Genomic DNA, 15,089 nt, shown 5'->3' on the forward strand with positions numbered 1-15,089 from the left:
AGGAAGTGTCGACGGGCTTGACCAGAAGGCGCCTTTCTTTCGAATCGACGCAAGGAGGCATCATGCCCAACTACTGCAACCTGAATAACGCAAAATTTTTCCTCGGCGATATTGCCGACTCGGACAACCTGCTCGCTGTGCGCAATGCCGCCGGCGTGAAGAAACATCGCCTGGAAGTGCCAGACGGCCTGTACAACCTGCGCACTGATCCGGACCGAATTCGAGTGTTGGTGAACGAGCGCAACGAGATCATTGAACTCATTTGCGGTTGATTACCCTTTCAAAGGCAACAAAAAAGGCCCGTATCGTGAGATACGGGCCTTTTTCGTAAGTCAGGAAAAATCAATTACTTGATTTTGCCTTCCTTGTAGATCACGTGCTTGCGAACAACCGGATCATATTTCTTGATCTCGATTTTGTCCGGAGTAGTACGCTTGTTCTTGTCGGTAGTGTAGAAGTGACCAGTACCGGCGCTCGAGATCAAACGAATCAATTCACGCATGATTAGCTCCCTTAAATCTTGCCATCGCGGCGAAGTTCGGCCAGCACGACAGTGATGCCGCGCTTGTCGATGATACGCATGCCTTTGGCAGATACGCGCAGACGCACGAAACGTTTCTCTTCTTCAACCCAGAAGCGGTGATGCTGCAGGTTCGGCAGGAAACGACGACGGGTTTTGTTGTTTGCGTGGGAAATGTTATTCCCAGTCACCGGACCCTTACCGGTAACTTGACATACTCTCGACATGCCTCAGCCCTCTAAAACCACATGCCCAACCCGGCATGGGTTGGCCGCTTAATCTCTCAGTCATTTGGCGCCAGGCGCCGCGTTTCTTTAGAGGTCTTACCGGCTACACCTACAGTGAAGGAACCGGGCCCCTAGAAAAGAGCGCTGCTTTATACCAGAAAGACCGGGGTGCAACAACTTTCCGTGTGCAATCAATCAACAAAAATGCGCTTTTCCGACCCGCGAACGCCTTGGATAAAGGCTGGCACCGGTTTTTACCACTCGTCGCAGAAAACCGCCTACAGGCAAGATTGGCGCCCTTCGCGCTGTCGACCGCCAAGCGAAACTGCATGACAGCGGCCCCAAAAATACAAAAAGGGGATAGTCATTTGCAATCGCGACCTCTAGGGTAGGCCTTTTCCAGACTGCACTTGCAGATGGGCCTTCGATCTGTAAAAGGAAGCCGACCATGCGCCTCGCTGCCCTACCCCTGTTGCTCGCCCCGCTCCTGCTGAGCCCATTGGCCCAGGCCGCCGCGCTGAGCGTTTGTACCGAGGCCAGCCCTGAAGGGTTCGACGTGGTGCAGTACAACTCGCTGACCACCACCAATGCCTCGGCCGATGTGCTGATGAACCGCCTGGTGGAGTTCGACACCGCCAGCGGCAAGGTCGTCCCGAGCCTGGCTGACAGCTGGGAAGTCAGCACCGACGGCCTGACCTACGTATTCAAGCTACATCCACAGGTGAAGTTTCACACGACCGATTACTTCAAGCCGAGCCGTGAACTGACCGCTGAAGACGTCAAATTCAGCTTCGACCGCATGCTCGACCCGGCGAACCCTTGGCATAAAGTCGCCCAGAGTGGCTTCCCGCATGCGCAGTCGATGCAGTTGCCGACGCTGATCAAGAAGATCGACGCACTGGATCCGCTGACCGTGCGCTTCACCCTTGATCACCCGGACTCGACCTTCCTGGCAACGCTGAGCATGGGCTTCGCCTCGGTCTATTCCGCCGAATACGCCGACAAGTTATTGAAAGCCAACGCGACCGAAAAGCTCAACAGTCAGCCGATCGGCACCGGCCCGTTCGTCTTCACCCGCTTCCAGAAAGACGCCGCCATCCGCTACAAGGCCAACCCGGACTATTTCGCCGGCAAGCCATCGGTTGACCCGCTGATCTTCGCCATCACCCCGGACGCCAACGTGCGCCTGCAAAAACTGCGACGTAACGAATGCCAGATCGCCCTGTCGCCGAAGCCACTGGACGTACAGGCTGCGCTGAAAGAACCGACACTGAAAGTCGAAAAGACTGACGCCTTCATGACCGCTTTCGTCGGCATCAACAGCCAGCATCCACCGCTGGACAAGCCGGAAGTGCGCCAGGCGATCAACCTCGCCTTCGACAAGGCCAACTACATCAAAGCCGTGTTCGAAGACACCGCCGAACCCGCCAACGGCCCTTACCCGCCGAACACCTGGAGCTACGCGAAAAACCTGGCGGGCTACCCGCACGACGTCGTGAAAGCCAAAGCGCTGCTGGCCAAGGCCGGTTTGAAAGACGGTTTCCAGACCACTATCTGGACGCGGCCGTCCGGCAGCCTGCTCAACCCGAATCCGAGCCTCGGCGCACAGATGTTGCAGTCGGATCTGGCGGAGATCGGCATTCAGGCGGAAATCCGCGTAATCGAATGGGGCGAGTTGATTCGCCGCGCCAAGGCTGGCGAGCATGACCTGTTGTTCATGGGCTGGGCCGGTGACAACGGCGATCCGGACAACTTCCTCACACCGCAGTTTTCCTGTGCAGCGGTCAAGTCCGGCACCAACTTCGCCCGTTATTGCAATGCTGACCTGGACAAACTGATCAGCGCTGGCAAGACCACTAGCGAGCAAGGTGTTCGCACCAAGCTGTACGAACAGGCACAGGCGCAGATTCAGCAGCAGGCGCTGTGGCTGCCGCTGGCGCACCCGACCGCGTACGCACTGACCCGCAAGGATGTGCAGGGTTACTCGGTTAGCCCGTTCGGGCGCCAGGACTATTCCAAGGTCAATCTCAAATAACTGCCATACCCTGAAATCTGTGGGAGCTGGCTTGCCAGCGATGACGGCGGCACATTCAGTACAAATGTTGTCTGTCAGTCCGCTATCGCTGGCAAGCCAGCTCCCACAGGGTTTGTATTCTCCCTTAGGCGCTACATCCAGCCACACTCCGCCATCGACAGGGGCTCCCCTTCGCCAATGATGAAGTGATCCAGAATCCGCACATCAATCAGCTCCAGCGCCTTCTGCAAACGCTTGGTGAGCAGCTTGTCCGCCTGACTCGGATCGGTATTGCCCGACGGATGGTTATGGCAGAGGATCACCGCCGCGGCGTTATTCGCCAATGCACGCTTCACCACTTCACGCGGATGCACACTGGTGTTGTCGATCGAGCCGCGAAACAGCGCCTCGAACGTCAACACTTGGTGCCTGGAATCCAGAAACAGGCAACCAAACACCTCGTGCGGCTCGTGTCGGAGCATGGATTTGAGGTAATCGCGAACAGCCTGCGGATTCTCCAGCGCCGGCTCTCTGCGTGAGCGCTCGGCCAGATACCGGCGGTTCATTTCTTGAGCAGCCTGCAACTGTGCAAACTTTGCCGGCCCCAGTCCCAACTGTTTGCTGAATGCTTCCTGATCGGCCTCAAGCAACAAACGCAGGCTGCCGAACTGATTCAACAAGTGTCGCGCCAAGTCCACTGCGCTTTTTCCAACGACTCCCGTGCGCAAAAAAATCGCCAGTAACTCGGCGTCCGAAAGGCTCGCAGAGCCCTGTTCAAGTAACCGTTCCCGCGGCCGTTCCGCCGCTGGCCAATCGCGAATACTCATACACATTCCTTGTCTGTGGGCGCCGCTGTTCCGTAGCGGTCGCTGTGATATCGTAGCCCATCTTTTTTGCGGGCGAATTCACCCTGGGGAGGGGGTTTCGCCACGTATGTCACCCACGAAATGAAAGGCAGACCTATGCAGCGGCTGTATCGGAAACGCATCGTTCTGGGCGTCGGCGGCGGCATTGCAGCCTACAAGAGCGCCGATCTGGTTCGACGCCTGATCGACCAGGGTGCCGAGGTGCGCGTGGTCATGACCCATGGCGGTGCCGAGTTCATCACCCCGCTGACCATGCAGGCCCTGTCCGGGCACCCGGTCCACCTGGATCTGCTCGACCCGGCCGCTGAAGCGGCGATGGGCCACATCGAATTGGCCAAGTGGGCCGATCTGGTGCTGATCGCCCCGGCCACCGCCGACCTGCTCGCCCGTCTGGCCCAAGGCATTGCCAACGATCTGCTGACGACTCTGGTGCTGGCCACCGATGCCGTCGTGGCCGTTGCGCCGGCGATGAATCAGGCGATGTGGCGCGACCCGGCCACCCAGGCCAACCTGCAACTTCTGGAAAGCCGTGGCCTGAAGACCTTCGGCCCAGCCTCCGGCAGCCAGGCCTGCGGCGACGTCGGCATGGGCCGGATGATGGAAGCCACCGATCTGGCGCAGTGCGCGGCAGACTGCTTCCAGCGTCAGGCACTGACCGGCAAGCACGTAGTGATTACCGCCGGCCCGACCCAGGAAAACATCGACCCGGTGCGCTACATCACCAACCACAGCTCCGGAAAAATGGGCTTTGCCCTGGCCGAAGCCGCAGTAGAGGCCGGCGCCCGCGTGACCCTGATCAGCGGCCCGGTGCATCTGCCAACACCAGATCGCGTCACCCGCATCGACGTGGTCAGCGCCCGGGACATGCTCGCCGCGTGCGAAGCCGCGATCCCGTGTGATGTGTTTATCTCTTCGGCAGCGGTCGCGGACTACCGCCCGGAAGTCGTTGCCCCGCAAAAGCTCAAGAAAGACCCTACGAGCGGTGACGGCTTCGTCCTGCAAATGGTGCGTAACCCGGACATCCTGGCCACCATCGCGACCCGTCCCGACCGTCCGTTCAGTGTCGGCTTCGCCGCCGAGACCGAACATCTGCTCGACTACGCTGCACGCAAGCTGAAGGACAAGAATCTCGATTTGATCGTCGCCAACGACGTCGCCAACCCGAGCATCGGTTTCAACAGCGAAGAAAACGCCTGCAGCGTGATTGACCGTGAGCTGCACGCCACGGTTTTCGCCCAGACCAGCAAGAGCAAGATCGCTCGCCAACTGGTCACTTTTATCGCCGAACGTCTGAACCAGGTTTAATTTACATGCACGCTTTGCAAGCCAAAATCCTCGACCCACGCATCGGCACCGAATTCCCGCTGCCGCAATACGCCACCCCGGGCTCCGCCGGCCTCGACCTGCGCGCCATGCTGGAACAGGACATCGTGATCAAGCCGGGTGAAACCGTGCTGATCCCTACCGGTCTGTCGGTGTACATCGGCGATCCGAACCTCGCCGCGCTGATCCTGCCGCGCTCGGGCATGGGCCACAAACACGGCATCGTGCTGGGCAACCTCGTCGGTCTGATCGACTCCGACTATCAGGGTCCGCTGATGGTGTCCTGCTGGAACCGTGGCCAGACCGACTTCACCATGACCGTCGGCGAACGTCTGGCGCAATTGGTGCTGGTACCGGTGGTGCAGGCGCACTTCGAAATGGTTGAAGAGTTCGTCGAAACTGAACGCGGCACTGGCGGTTTCGGCCATACCGGCACGAAATAACAGATAACCCGTTACTGTGGCGAGGGAGCTTGCTCCCGCTTGGGTGCGCAGCGCCCACAAGATCTTTGGGGCCGCTACGCAACCCAGCGGGAGCAAGCTCCCTCGCCACAAAAAATGCGCTACATCGGCAGCAGGTTTTAGCACCGCAAATCAAGGTTTTGCCGGGCGAAAGCCACGCCAGACAAGGCGTCATGGCCCTTTCACACCACGAACTCTCTGTGGAAAACGCCGTCATACCCTTCAGTTTGAGCCTGCCGTCGAACGATTCGTCGGTCTGTCCCGCCACTTTCGAGATGGAGCATTTCCGTAGATGAGCACCCCAGCCAAGATCGCCCCGAAGCTGCCCGACAGCATTTTCCGAGCCTATGACATTCGCGGCACTGTGCCGGAATTTCTCAATGCCGAAACCGCTTACTGGATCGGCCGCGCTATCGGCTCGCAGAGCCTGGCCCAAGGCGAGCCTAACGTTTCCGTCGGTCGCGACGGCCGTTTGTCCGGCCCGGAGCTGGTCGCAGAACTGATCCGCGGTATTGCCGAGAGCGGCTGCCACGTCAGCGACGTCGGCCTGGTACCGACCCCTGCGCTGTACTACGCCGCCAACGTACTGGCCGGCAAATCCGGGGTGATGCTCACCGGCAGCCACAACCCGTCGAACTACAACGGCTTCAAGATCGTCATCGCCGGCGACACCCTCGCCAACGAACAGATTCAGGCCCTGCACGAGCGCCTCAAGACCAACAACCTGAGCAGCGGCACGGGCAGCGTCACGCAGGTCGAGATTCTCGACCGCTACAACACCGAAATCGTCCAGGACATCAAACTGGCCCGGCGCATGAAGGTCGTGGTCGACTGCGGCAACGGCGCGGCCGGGGTTATCGCCCCGCAGCTGATCGAAGCGTTGAACTGCGAAGTCATCCCGCTGTTCTGCGAAGTCGACGGCAACTTCCCGAACCATCACCCGGACCCGGGCAAGCCTGAGAACCTCGTTGACCTCATCGCCAAGGTCAAGGAAACCAACGCCGACATCGGCCTGGCCTTCGACGGCGACGGCGACCGCGTCGGCGTGGTGACCAACACCGGTAGCATCGTCTACCCGGATCGCCTGCTGATGCTGTTCGCCCGTGACGTGGTCGCGCGCAACCCGGACGCCGAGATCATTTTCGACGTCAAATGCACCCGTCGCCTGGTGCCGCTGATCAAGGAATACGGTGGTCGTCCGCTAATGTGGAAGACCGGTCATTCGTTGATCAAAAAGAAGATGAAACAATCCGGTGCCCTATTGGCCGGTGAAATGAGCGGGCACATCTTCTTCAAGGAGCGCTGGTTCGGTTTCGACGACGGCATCTACAGCGCCGCACGGCTGCTGGAGATCCTCAGCAAGGAAAAATCCACGGCGGAGGAGCTGTTTGCGACCTTCCCGAATGATATTTCTACGCCTGAAATCAATATCCATGTGACCGAAGAGAGCAAATTCAGCATCATTGATGCACTGCACGACGCACAGTGGGGCGCAGGCGCTGACCTGACCACCATTGACGGCGTGCGAGTCGACTACGCCAAAGGCTGGGGCCTGGTGCGCGCATCCAACACCACACCGGTGCTGGTGCTGCGCTTCGAGGCCGATGACGAGGCTGAATTGCAGCGCATCAAGGATGTGTTTCACGCCCAACTGAAACGCGTTGCACCTGATCTCCAACTACCGTTCTGATTCACCCGGAGCCCTGAATGACCCTCGAACGCGAAGCCGCCGCCCACACCGCCCAGGTCCTGTCCGAAGCGTTGCCTTACATCCGACGTTATGTCGGCAAGACCCTGGTGATCAAATACGGCGGCAACGCGATGGAAAGCGAGGAGCTGAAAACCGGCTTCGCCCGCGACATCGTCTTGATGAAAGCCGTGGGTATCAACCCGGTGGTGGTTCACGGTGGTGGTCCGCAGATCGGTGATCTGCTCAAGCGCCTGTCGATCGAAAGCCATTTCGTCGACGGCATGCGTGTCACCGACGCTGCGACCATGGACGTGGTGGAAATGGTCCTCGGCGGCCAGGTCAACAAAAGCATCGTCAACCTGATCAACCGTCACGGCGGCAGCGCCATCGGCCTGACCGGTAAAGACGCCGGGTTGATTCGCGCGAAGAAGCTGACCGTTACCCGTCAGACGCCGGAGATGACCCAGCCGGAAATCATCGACATCGGTCAGGTGGGCGAAGTGGTCGGGATCAACACCGAACTGCTCAACCTGCTGGTCAAAGGCAACTTCATCCCGGTGATCGCGCCGATTGGCGTGGGTGAGAACGGCGAGTCGTACAACATCAACGCTGACCTGGTGGCCGGTAAAGTCGCCGAAGCGCTGAAAGCCGAGAAGCTGATGCTGCTGACCAACATCGCCGGGCTCATGGACAAGTCGGGCACGGTCCTGACTGGCCTGAGCACCCAGCAGGTCGACGACCTGATCGCCGACGGCACGATCTACGGCGGCATGCTGCCGAAGATCCGTTGTGCGCTGGAAGCGGTTCAGGGCGGCGTCGGCAGCTCGCTGATCATCGATGGTCGTGTACCGAACGCGATCCTGCTGGAAATCTTCACCGATACCGGCGTGGGTACGCTGATCAGCAATCGCAAGCGTCCCTGATTGCTGAAACACAAAAGATCGCGGTCTGCGGCAGCTCCTGCAACACAGTACGAAAGTGCTGTAGGAACTGACGAAGTCCGCGATCTTTTTTATGCGCGCAGGAAGTTTCTGACTTCACTAAGCGAAACGTCCGACAGCCCATCAGAACAAATCTCCCTAGGATCTTCCCTTCACCTACCGGAGATCTACCCATGCAAAAAGACTACGTTCCCTATGGCAGTGATGTTGCCCCAGGCACCTACGAGTGCGTGGATTGCGGCCACCAGTATTCCAATCAAGCCAAAACCTCGATGCCGCCCTGCCCGCAATTTCGCAAGACCGCGCACGTTCTGAACGGCTGGAAGATCCTGACCGGACAAGGTGACGCGCCTAATGATCCCTATCCACAGAAAACCGATAAGCCTTCCGGCATCAAGAGCGCCGAGGTCATTAGGCCCTCGCACAAAAAATAATCCCGGAGCGCCTGAGCCATGCAGATCTCGTTCACGATCGACGCCGACGCTTTCGAGCAAGAACAAAAGGAACCGGTCAAGAAGACCTTGCGGATTGGCGATGCGGAAATCACCCACGCCCTGCAGCGTATCGCCAAGGCCAGCCTGACCGAATACCTGAAAATGCTGGTCGAGGGCGGCATGCCCAGCCGGGCCGACGAGGCCAAACAGGACCGCCTGCTCTATCTGATTCAAAGTTACTTTGGGCAGACATTGCCGACAGAGTCGCAGATCTCGACAATCTTCCAACTGACCCAGAGCCAAAGCAAAACCTTGCTGAAGAACACCGTGTCGCGCTTCCGCAATCAACTCGACGACATCCTGCAGCACAGCATGCGCGCGGTCGTCGAGTCTGCGGAACATGCGAAAGATGTCTATCTGGTGGTCATCAGTTCAGACGTGATTCGCGATGAACTGAACATGCTGATTACACAAAACGAGCCGACCTTCAAACCCATCACCAAGCGCAAAGGCAGCGCCGGGCAATTCGAGATCAGTGAGGATTCCCACGATTTACTGTGTGCCACGCTGGGGCTCAATGCCGTTCGGTGACATCGTCGCGGTCAGTGGCTTGCTGCTGACCCTGACCACTTTCCTGTTCAATCTGGCTTGGCCCAGGCTCAATGAAGCCTTGGCACTGGATGAATACCAACAAGGCCTTCAGGTGAGAAAACGCAGCAGAGAAAAGATCATGGGGACTTTTTTGAACTGTGGGTTGCCGCTGACATGCGCCTTTGCAGCGCTGTTTTACGTCAACCTCCCCGCCGCCGTGTGCATTATTCGCAGCAGCACGCTGGATCTGTGGGACTTTGATGTTGATCGTACGCTGTACGTGATGGTGGTACTGGCGTTGCTGGCGTTTGCACTGATCAACGCGAGATTGACCCTGAAACTGCTGAAAAAATGGAGCAACCTGCGCTAGCGCAGACAAAAAGACCCCGTTCATCCTGAATGAACGGGGTCTTTCACTATGAAGCACTTTTTGTGGCGAGGGAGCTTGCTCCCGCTGGGCGGCGCTGCGGCCCCAAAATCTTGTGAGCGCTACGCACTCAAGCGGGAGCAAGCTCCCTCGCCACAGAGCTCACTCCAGGCAATTACACGCCGAACTGGGCGCGGTACGCTTCCACGGCAGGCAAATGCTGCTTGAGCTGTGGGTCATCAGCGAGGAATTCCAGAACCTGATTCAGCGAAACAATGCTGATCACTGGAATACCGAAATCGCGCTCGACTTCCTGGATCGCCGACAATTCACCGTTGCCACGTTCCTGACGGTTCAGGGCGATCAGCACGCCTGCGGCCTTGGCGCCATCCTGGGAAGCGATGATCTGCATCACTTCGCGGATCGCGGTGCCGGCGGTGATCACGTCATCGATGATCAGCACTTCGCCGGTCAACGGTGCACCGACCAGGCTGCCGCCTTCGCCATGGGCCTTGGCTTCCTTGCGGTTGAAGCACCAAGGCAGGTCACGGTTGTGGTGTTCAGCCAACGCGACGGCGGTGGTTGCCGCCAACGGGATGCCTTTGTAGGCCGGGCCGAACAGCACGTCGAAGGGAATGCCGCTCTCGGCAATGGCTGCGGCGTAGAAACGCCCCAGCTGCGCGAGGGCCGAGCCCGAGTTGAACAGGCCGGCATTGAAGAAGTAGGGACTGGTGCGCCCGGACTTCAGGGTGAACTCACCGAAGCGCAAAACGCCGCGATCGATGGCAAAACGAATGAAATCGCGCTGATACGCTTGCATGAAAAAAACCCCAAATACCACGGATTTAGCTAATTAGCTTGACGCCGTGTATCATACACGCACGCGATTTTTGGGGCCATTTATGCGGATCATCAGTGTGAACGTCAATGGTATTCAGGCGGCAGTCGAGCGTGGTTTGCTCAGTTGGCTGCAAGCACAGAATGCCGACGTCATCTGCCTGCAGGACACCCGTGCCTCCGCCTTTGAACTGGATGACCCAGCCTTCCAACTGGATGGCTACTTCCTTTATGCCTGCGATGCTGAAGTCCCTGCCCAAGGTGGCGTGGCTTTGTATTCGCGGTTGCAACCGAAGGCTGTCATCAGCGGTCTCGGTTTCGAGACGGCCGACCGCTACGGGCGCTACCTGCAAGCAGATTTCGACAAAGTCAGTATTGCCACCTTGCTGCTTCCTTCCGGGATGAACGGCGATGAGGACTTGAACCAGAAGTTCAAGCTCATGGACGACTTCGGCAAGTATCTGGACAAACAGCGGCGTAAACGTCGCGAGTACATTTATTGTGGCTCGCTGTACGTGGCGCAGCAGAAGCTCGACATCAAGAACTGGCGCGACAGCCAGCAATCCCCGGGCTTCCTGGCGCCAGAACGCGCCTGGATGGACGAGATTGTCGGCAACATGGGCTATGTCGACGCCCTGCGCGAAGTCAGCCGTGAAGGCGACCAGTACAGCTGGTGGCCGGACAACGAACAGGCCGAGATGCTCAATCTCGGCTGGCGCTTCGACTACCAGATCCTGACCCCGGGTCTGCGCCGCTTTGTACGCAGCGCACGCCTGCCACGTCAGCCACGGTTCTCGCAGCACGCGCCGCTGATCGTCGACTACGACTGGACGCTGACCATCTAAGCGTCGATTCGCAGACATGAAAAATGCCCGTATCAAACGATACGGGCATTTTTTTATGCGCCAACCCACGCTAAAGCCGATCGCCGGACATGAACCGGGGATCAGACGGCAACGAAAAACGGCAGTACCAGGTACAGCTTGATAACGATCACGTTAATGATGTCGATAAAGAACGCCCCCACCATCGGCACCACCAGAAACGCGATCTGCGAAGGCCCGTAGCGCTGAGTCACCGCCTGCATGTTGGCGATGGCCGTTGGCGTCGCACCTAGCCCGAAACCGCAGTGACCTGCTGCCAGTACCGCCGCATCGTAGTTACTACCCATCATTCTGAATGTCACGAAGATCGCGAACAGCGCCATGACCAAGGCCTGTACCGCCAGGATGATGAAAATCGGCAACGCCAGAGCGGCCAGATCCCACAATTTGAGCGACATCAAGGCAATTGCCAGGAACAGCGACAGGCTGACATTTCCCAGCACAGAGACTTCTCGCTCGAAGACCTGATACAAGCCCAACGCTGACAAGCCGTTACGCAGCACGACCCCGACGAACAGCACGCAGACAAACGTCGGCAACTCAAAAGCCGTTCCTTGCAACAGGCCATTCAAGAGATTGCCGCCCAGCAGGCTGACTGCGATCAAAGCCAGCGTCTCGATAAACGAAAACGGTGTAATCGAGCGCTCTTTGTTCGGCTGCTCAAATCCCTTTGGCAAACGTGGCGTTTCCTGTGGATTGCAGCCCGGCACTTGAACACGCTTGATCAGCAGACGAGCCACCGGACCACCAATCAAGCCACCCAGCACCAGGCCAAACGTCGCAGAGGCAATCGCCAGTTCGGAAGCCGATGCCAAGCCATATTTCTCGCTGAACACCGTTCCCCACGCAGCGCCTGTGCCGTGGCCACCCGCCAAGGTAATCGAGCCCGTCAGCAGGCCCATCAACGGATCCAGCCCGAGCATCGTCGCAAGGCCGATGCCCATGGCGTTCTGAACGACCAGAAGGCCGGTTACCGCCAGCAGAAATATGCCTACGACACGTCCACCCTTCTTCAGGCTGGCGAAGTCCGCACTCAATCCGATGGTGGCAAAAAATGCCAACATCAAAGGTGTTTGCAGAGAAGTATCGAATCGAATTTCAATATCGAAAGTGCGCAATAGCAATAAAACCAGAGCAACCACTAAACCGCCCGCGACGGGCTCCGGGATATTGTAATTACGCAAACATCCGACACGTGCAACAAGTCCGCGCCCCAGCAGAAGTACCAAGGAGGCGGCAACAAGCGTTCCATAAAAATCGAGCTGAATCATTGGGATTATTCTTGGCTATATATTCAGAGGCGCACTTTTTACCTGGGCACGCCCCATGAATCGGCTGATCGTCTCAACACTGATTGCTGTGAAATTCAAGAACCTTCGATGGTCTGAATATATCGAAATATTTCAACAGGAATATAACGTGCGACGACTTTAACAATCACGAACTCTAATTGCCAAGATCGTGCACAGCACTAAGGCTGTGCAGTTGTGACTAAAAGTGTAAAAACGAAAATGATGTTACAAGCTATTTATCCGCTTATCGCAAGCAGACTAATCCTACGCGTCAGGAAAACTATTTCAGTTGCAAAAATATAAATGCCCTGACAAGTCAGGGCATTTATTTTAAAGCACTACGAACTTCAACAATTCCCAGGGGAAATCTGCACTGATCTTTATTTGATCAAGCGCCAAGTGAACGGATAACGATAAGGAAAACCTTCGTTGGCCTTCACTCCGGCGATGATCGTCAACACCAGCGCACCGATGGCCAGCAGACCGAGCAGGAAGAAACCGATGATCAACACCATCAGCAGCAGAGAGATCGCTGCAGCAATCGCCACGGTGATCTGAAAATTCAGCGCTTCCTTGCCCTGGGCATCAATGAACGGATCCGACTCGCGCTTCATCTGCCACAGGATCAACGGCCCGATCAGATTACCGAACGGAATCCAGATCCCCAGCAAGGCGGACAGGTGACAAAACATCGCCCATTGGCGAACCTCCTGGCTCGGTTTGGGCAGCAACTCTTGCTCGTCACTCATCGCGTCCTCCTTGCGGGTTGGAACCTGCTCAGTCGGCCAGTGCGGCCTTCTGCAGTTCGAAAATTTCGTTCATGCCTTTCTTGGCCAGCTCCAGCATGGCGTTCAAGTCTTCAGGCTGGAACGGCGCGCCTTCGGCGGTGCCCTGCACCTCGATGAAACCGCCGGTGCTGGTCATGACCACGTTGAGGTCAGTCTCGGCGGCGGAATCTTCAAGATAGTCCAGATCCAGCACAGGCTCCCCCTGATACATGCCGACCGATACCGCGCCGATCATTTGCTTGAGCGGGTCGCCGCCTTTCAGGCCGCCGCGCTTCTTGATGACCTTCAACGCATCGACCAGCGCGACCATGGCACCTGTGATGGACGCGGTGCGGGTGCCGCCGTCAGCCTGGATCACGTCGCAGTCGACGTACAGCGTCACGTCGCCCAGCTTCGACATGTCCAGCGCAGCGCGCAACGAACGGCCGATCAGACGCTGGATTTCCAGGGTGCGGCCGCCTTGCTTGCCACGGCTCGCTTCACGCTGGTTACGCTCGCCAGTGGCGCGAGGCAGCATGCCGTACTCGGCAGTCAACCAGCCCTGGCCCTGGCCCTTGAGGAAACGCGGCACGCCGTTTTCGACGCTGACGGTGCAGATGACTTTGGTATCACCGAACTCGACCAGTACGGACCCCTCGGCGTGTTTGGTGTAGTTGCGGGTAATGCGGATCGAGCGGAGCTGATCGGCAGCGCGACCACTTGGACGTTTCATAGGGAATACCTGTACTAGGGACGGAAAACTGCCGAGCATTATAGAGCGCTGCACCGTCACTGGGCACTTGTTAAAAATCCGCGCCGACGACCGAAGCCCCTGAACCACGCATTACCGACGGGCTGCAGCCCTTTGTCACACCGTGTGTTTGGGCGCATTCGCCGCACTGCGCTACAATCCTGCGCCTTTGCTGCCAGTCGGCTTAAATTCATTCATATCGCGCCCGTGGAACTGCAGTTCCGCGCCGATCTGCATTGCGAGGTCACCGCCATGGTGCACAGCATGACCGCCTTCGCCCGCGTCGAAAAAGCCGGCGTCCAGGGCACCCTGAGCTGGGAATTGCGCTCGGTCAACAGCCGCTATCTGGAACCGCACCTGCGCCTGCCGGAGTCGTTCCGCGACCTTGAGGGCGCCGTCCGCGAAGCCCTGCGTCAGGGCCTGTCGCGAGGCAAACTGGAATGCACCCTGCGTTTCACCGAAGAAAGCACCGGCAAGCCGCTGCAAGTTGATCGCGAGCGCGCCGCGCAATTGGTCGCCGCCGCCGAAACCGTTGCCGGGCTGATCAAGAATCCGGCCGCGCTGAACCCGCTGGAGGTGCTGGCATGGCCTGGCGTGCTGGTTGCTGATGCAAGCGATCCGCAAGCGCTGAATGCCGAAGCCCTCGCACTGTTCAATCAAGGCCTGAAAGATTTGAAAGCGGGCCGCGAGCGTGAAGGCTCAGAGCTGGCTCGACTGATCAACGAACGCCTGACGTCCATTGAAGAAGACGTCGTGACCCTGCGTGAACTGGTACCGCAGATGCTCGCGACCCAGCGCCAGAAGGTTCTCGACCGCTTCGCCGACATGAAGGCCGAACTGGATCCGCAGCGTCTGGAACAGGAAATGGTCATCCTCGCGCAAAAAAGCGATGTGGCCGAAGAGCTGGACCGCTTGAGCACCCATATCATCGAAGTTCGCCGGGTACTCAAGTCCGGTGGTGCGGCCGGGCGCCGCCTCGACTTCCTGATGCAGGAACTCAACCGCGAAGCCAACACACTGGGCTCCAAGGCCTTCGATCCGCGCAGCACCCAAGCCGCCGTCAACCTCAAGGTGTTGATCGAGCAGATGCGCGAACAAGTGCAGAATATTGAGTAAGGCAACAG

Annotated in this window: 17 protein-coding genes and 1 pseudogene; 11 read left to right on the forward strand and 7 right to left on the reverse strand. The window is 58.2% G+C overall.

Translation table 11 applies throughout. The features are described from left to right. The first annotated feature begins 62 nt into the window (after positions 1-62). Positions 63-272: a peptidase inhibitor gene (locus KI231_RS28775; RefSeq protein ID WP_103302592.1), complete on the forward strand. Its 210-nt coding sequence runs from the start codon at positions 63-65 to the stop codon at positions 270-272. A gap of 74 nt (positions 273-346) precedes the next feature. Here the strand turns inward: KI231_RS28775 and rpmG are convergent, their stop codons facing one another. Next, positions 347-502 carry a 50S ribosomal protein L33 gene (gene rpmG, locus KI231_RS28780; protein WP_003177274.1) on the reverse strand — a complete coding sequence of 52 codons (156 nt, stop codon included), beginning with the start codon at positions 500-502 and terminating at the stop codon, positions 347-349. A gap of 11 nt (positions 503-513) precedes the next feature. Beyond that, positions 514-747, reverse strand: coding sequence for a 50S ribosomal protein L28 (rpmB, locus tag KI231_RS28785; protein ID WP_007920377.1), 234 nt, complete (start codon positions 745-747; stop codon positions 514-516). Between the two features lie 448 nt (positions 748-1,195). Between rpmB and KI231_RS28790 the strand changes: the two genes are divergently transcribed. Continuing rightward, positions 1,196-2,782, forward strand: coding sequence for an ABC transporter substrate-binding protein (locus KI231_RS28790; protein WP_213026964.1), 1,587 nt, complete (start codon positions 1,196-1,198; stop codon positions 2,780-2,782). 131 nt (positions 2,783-2,913) lie between these two features. Here the strand turns inward: KI231_RS28790 and radC are convergent, their stop codons facing one another. Next, on the reverse strand, positions 2,914-3,588 hold the full coding sequence (gene radC / locus KI231_RS28795) for a RadC family protein (RefSeq protein ID WP_213026965.1): 675 nt from the start codon (positions 3,586-3,588) through the stop codon (positions 2,914-2,916). Between the two features lie 135 nt (positions 3,589-3,723). Here radC and coaBC point away from each other — a divergent pair, with 135 nt between their 5' ends. The 7 genes and pseudogenes from coaBC to KI231_RS28830 all read left to right on the forward strand — a co-directional run bounded on the left by coaBC (position 3,724) and on the right by KI231_RS28830 (position 9,437). Beyond that, entirely contained in the window at positions 3,724-4,932 is a 1,209-nt protein-coding gene (gene coaBC, locus KI231_RS28800) for a bifunctional phosphopantothenoylcysteine decarboxylase/phosphopantothenate--cysteine ligase CoaBC (protein WP_103302595.1), read from the forward strand. A gap of 5 nt (positions 4,933-4,937) precedes the next feature. After that, positions 4,938-5,393 carry a dUTP diphosphatase gene (dut, locus tag KI231_RS28805; RefSeq protein WP_016985816.1) on the forward strand — a complete coding sequence of 152 codons (456 nt, stop codon included), beginning with the start codon at positions 4,938-4,940 and terminating at the stop codon, positions 5,391-5,393. Between the two features lie 331 nt (positions 5,394-5,724). Then, a pseudogene (locus KI231_RS28810) lies at positions 5,725-7,101 on the forward strand (phosphomannomutase/phosphoglucomutase); the annotation flags it as partial. A gap of 17 nt (positions 7,102-7,118) precedes the next feature. Continuing rightward, positions 7,119-8,024, forward strand: a complete 906-nt coding sequence (gene argB, locus KI231_RS28815) for an acetylglutamate kinase (protein WP_003229488.1) — start codon at positions 7,119-7,121, stop codon at positions 8,022-8,024. A gap of 191 nt (positions 8,025-8,215) precedes the next feature. Further along, positions 8,216-8,476 (forward strand): hypothetical protein, encoded by a 261-nt coding sequence (locus tag KI231_RS28820; protein WP_103302597.1) that lies wholly within the window; start codon positions 8,216-8,218, stop codon positions 8,474-8,476. Positions 8,477-8,494: 18 nt separating this feature from the next. Continuing rightward, the gene (locus KI231_RS28825) at positions 8,495-9,067 is read left to right on the forward strand and encodes a hypothetical protein (protein WP_103302598.1); all 573 of its coding nucleotides are present in this window, start codon (positions 8,495-8,497) and stop codon (positions 9,065-9,067) included. Beyond that, the gene (locus KI231_RS28830; protein WP_213026966.1) at positions 9,054-9,437 is read left to right on the forward strand and encodes a hypothetical protein; all 384 of its coding nucleotides are present in this window, start codon (positions 9,054-9,056) and stop codon (positions 9,435-9,437) included. The genes KI231_RS28825 and KI231_RS28830 overlap by 14 nt, the downstream gene beginning before the upstream one ends. Positions 9,438-9,609: 172 nt before the next feature. Here KI231_RS28830 and pyrE read toward each other — a convergent pair whose 3' ends face one another. Beyond that, positions 9,610-10,254, reverse strand: a complete 645-nt coding sequence (gene pyrE / locus KI231_RS28835) for an orotate phosphoribosyltransferase (RefSeq protein ID WP_007954442.1) — start codon at positions 10,252-10,254, stop codon at positions 9,610-9,612. Positions 10,255-10,336: 82 nt separating this feature from the next. On the opposite strand from pyrE, the gene crc reads away from it, so the two are divergent. Then, the gene (crc, locus tag KI231_RS28840; RefSeq protein ID WP_007920349.1) at positions 10,337-11,116 is read left to right on the forward strand and encodes a catabolite repression control protein Crc; all 780 of its coding nucleotides are present in this window, start codon (positions 10,337-10,339) and stop codon (positions 11,114-11,116) included. A 101-nt stretch (positions 11,117-11,217) separates the two neighbouring features. Here the strand turns inward: crc and gltS are convergent, their stop codons facing one another. The 3 genes from gltS to rph all read right to left on the reverse strand — a co-directional run bounded on the left by gltS (position 11,218) and on the right by rph (position 13,947). Further along, entirely contained in the window at positions 11,218-12,426 is a 1,209-nt protein-coding gene (gene gltS / locus KI231_RS28845) for a sodium/glutamate symporter (protein ID WP_213026967.1), read from the reverse strand. Positions 12,427-12,827: 401 nt separating this feature from the next. Further along, on the reverse strand, positions 12,828-13,196 hold the full coding sequence (locus tag KI231_RS28850; RefSeq protein ID WP_103302601.1) for a DUF4870 domain-containing protein: 369 nt from the start codon (positions 13,194-13,196) through the stop codon (positions 12,828-12,830). A gap of 28 nt (positions 13,197-13,224) precedes the next feature. Continuing rightward, complete coding sequence (gene rph / locus KI231_RS28855) at positions 13,225-13,947, reverse strand: ribonuclease PH (protein WP_027610407.1); 723 nt, start codon at positions 13,945-13,947, stop codon at positions 13,225-13,227. A gap of 270 nt (positions 13,948-14,217) precedes the next feature. On the opposite strand from rph, the gene KI231_RS28860 reads away from it, so the two are divergent. Then, a complete protein-coding gene (locus KI231_RS28860; RefSeq protein ID WP_103302951.1) occupies positions 14,218-15,081 on the forward strand; it encodes a YicC/YloC family endoribonuclease in 864 nt (287 codons plus the stop codon). Positions 15,082-15,089: the final 8 nt, after the last annotated feature.

The sequence above is a fragment of the Pseudomonas sp. Seg1 genome (genome assembly GCF_018326005.1).
Lineage (GTDB): Bacteria > Pseudomonadota > Gammaproteobacteria > Pseudomonadales > Pseudomonadaceae > Aquipseudomonas.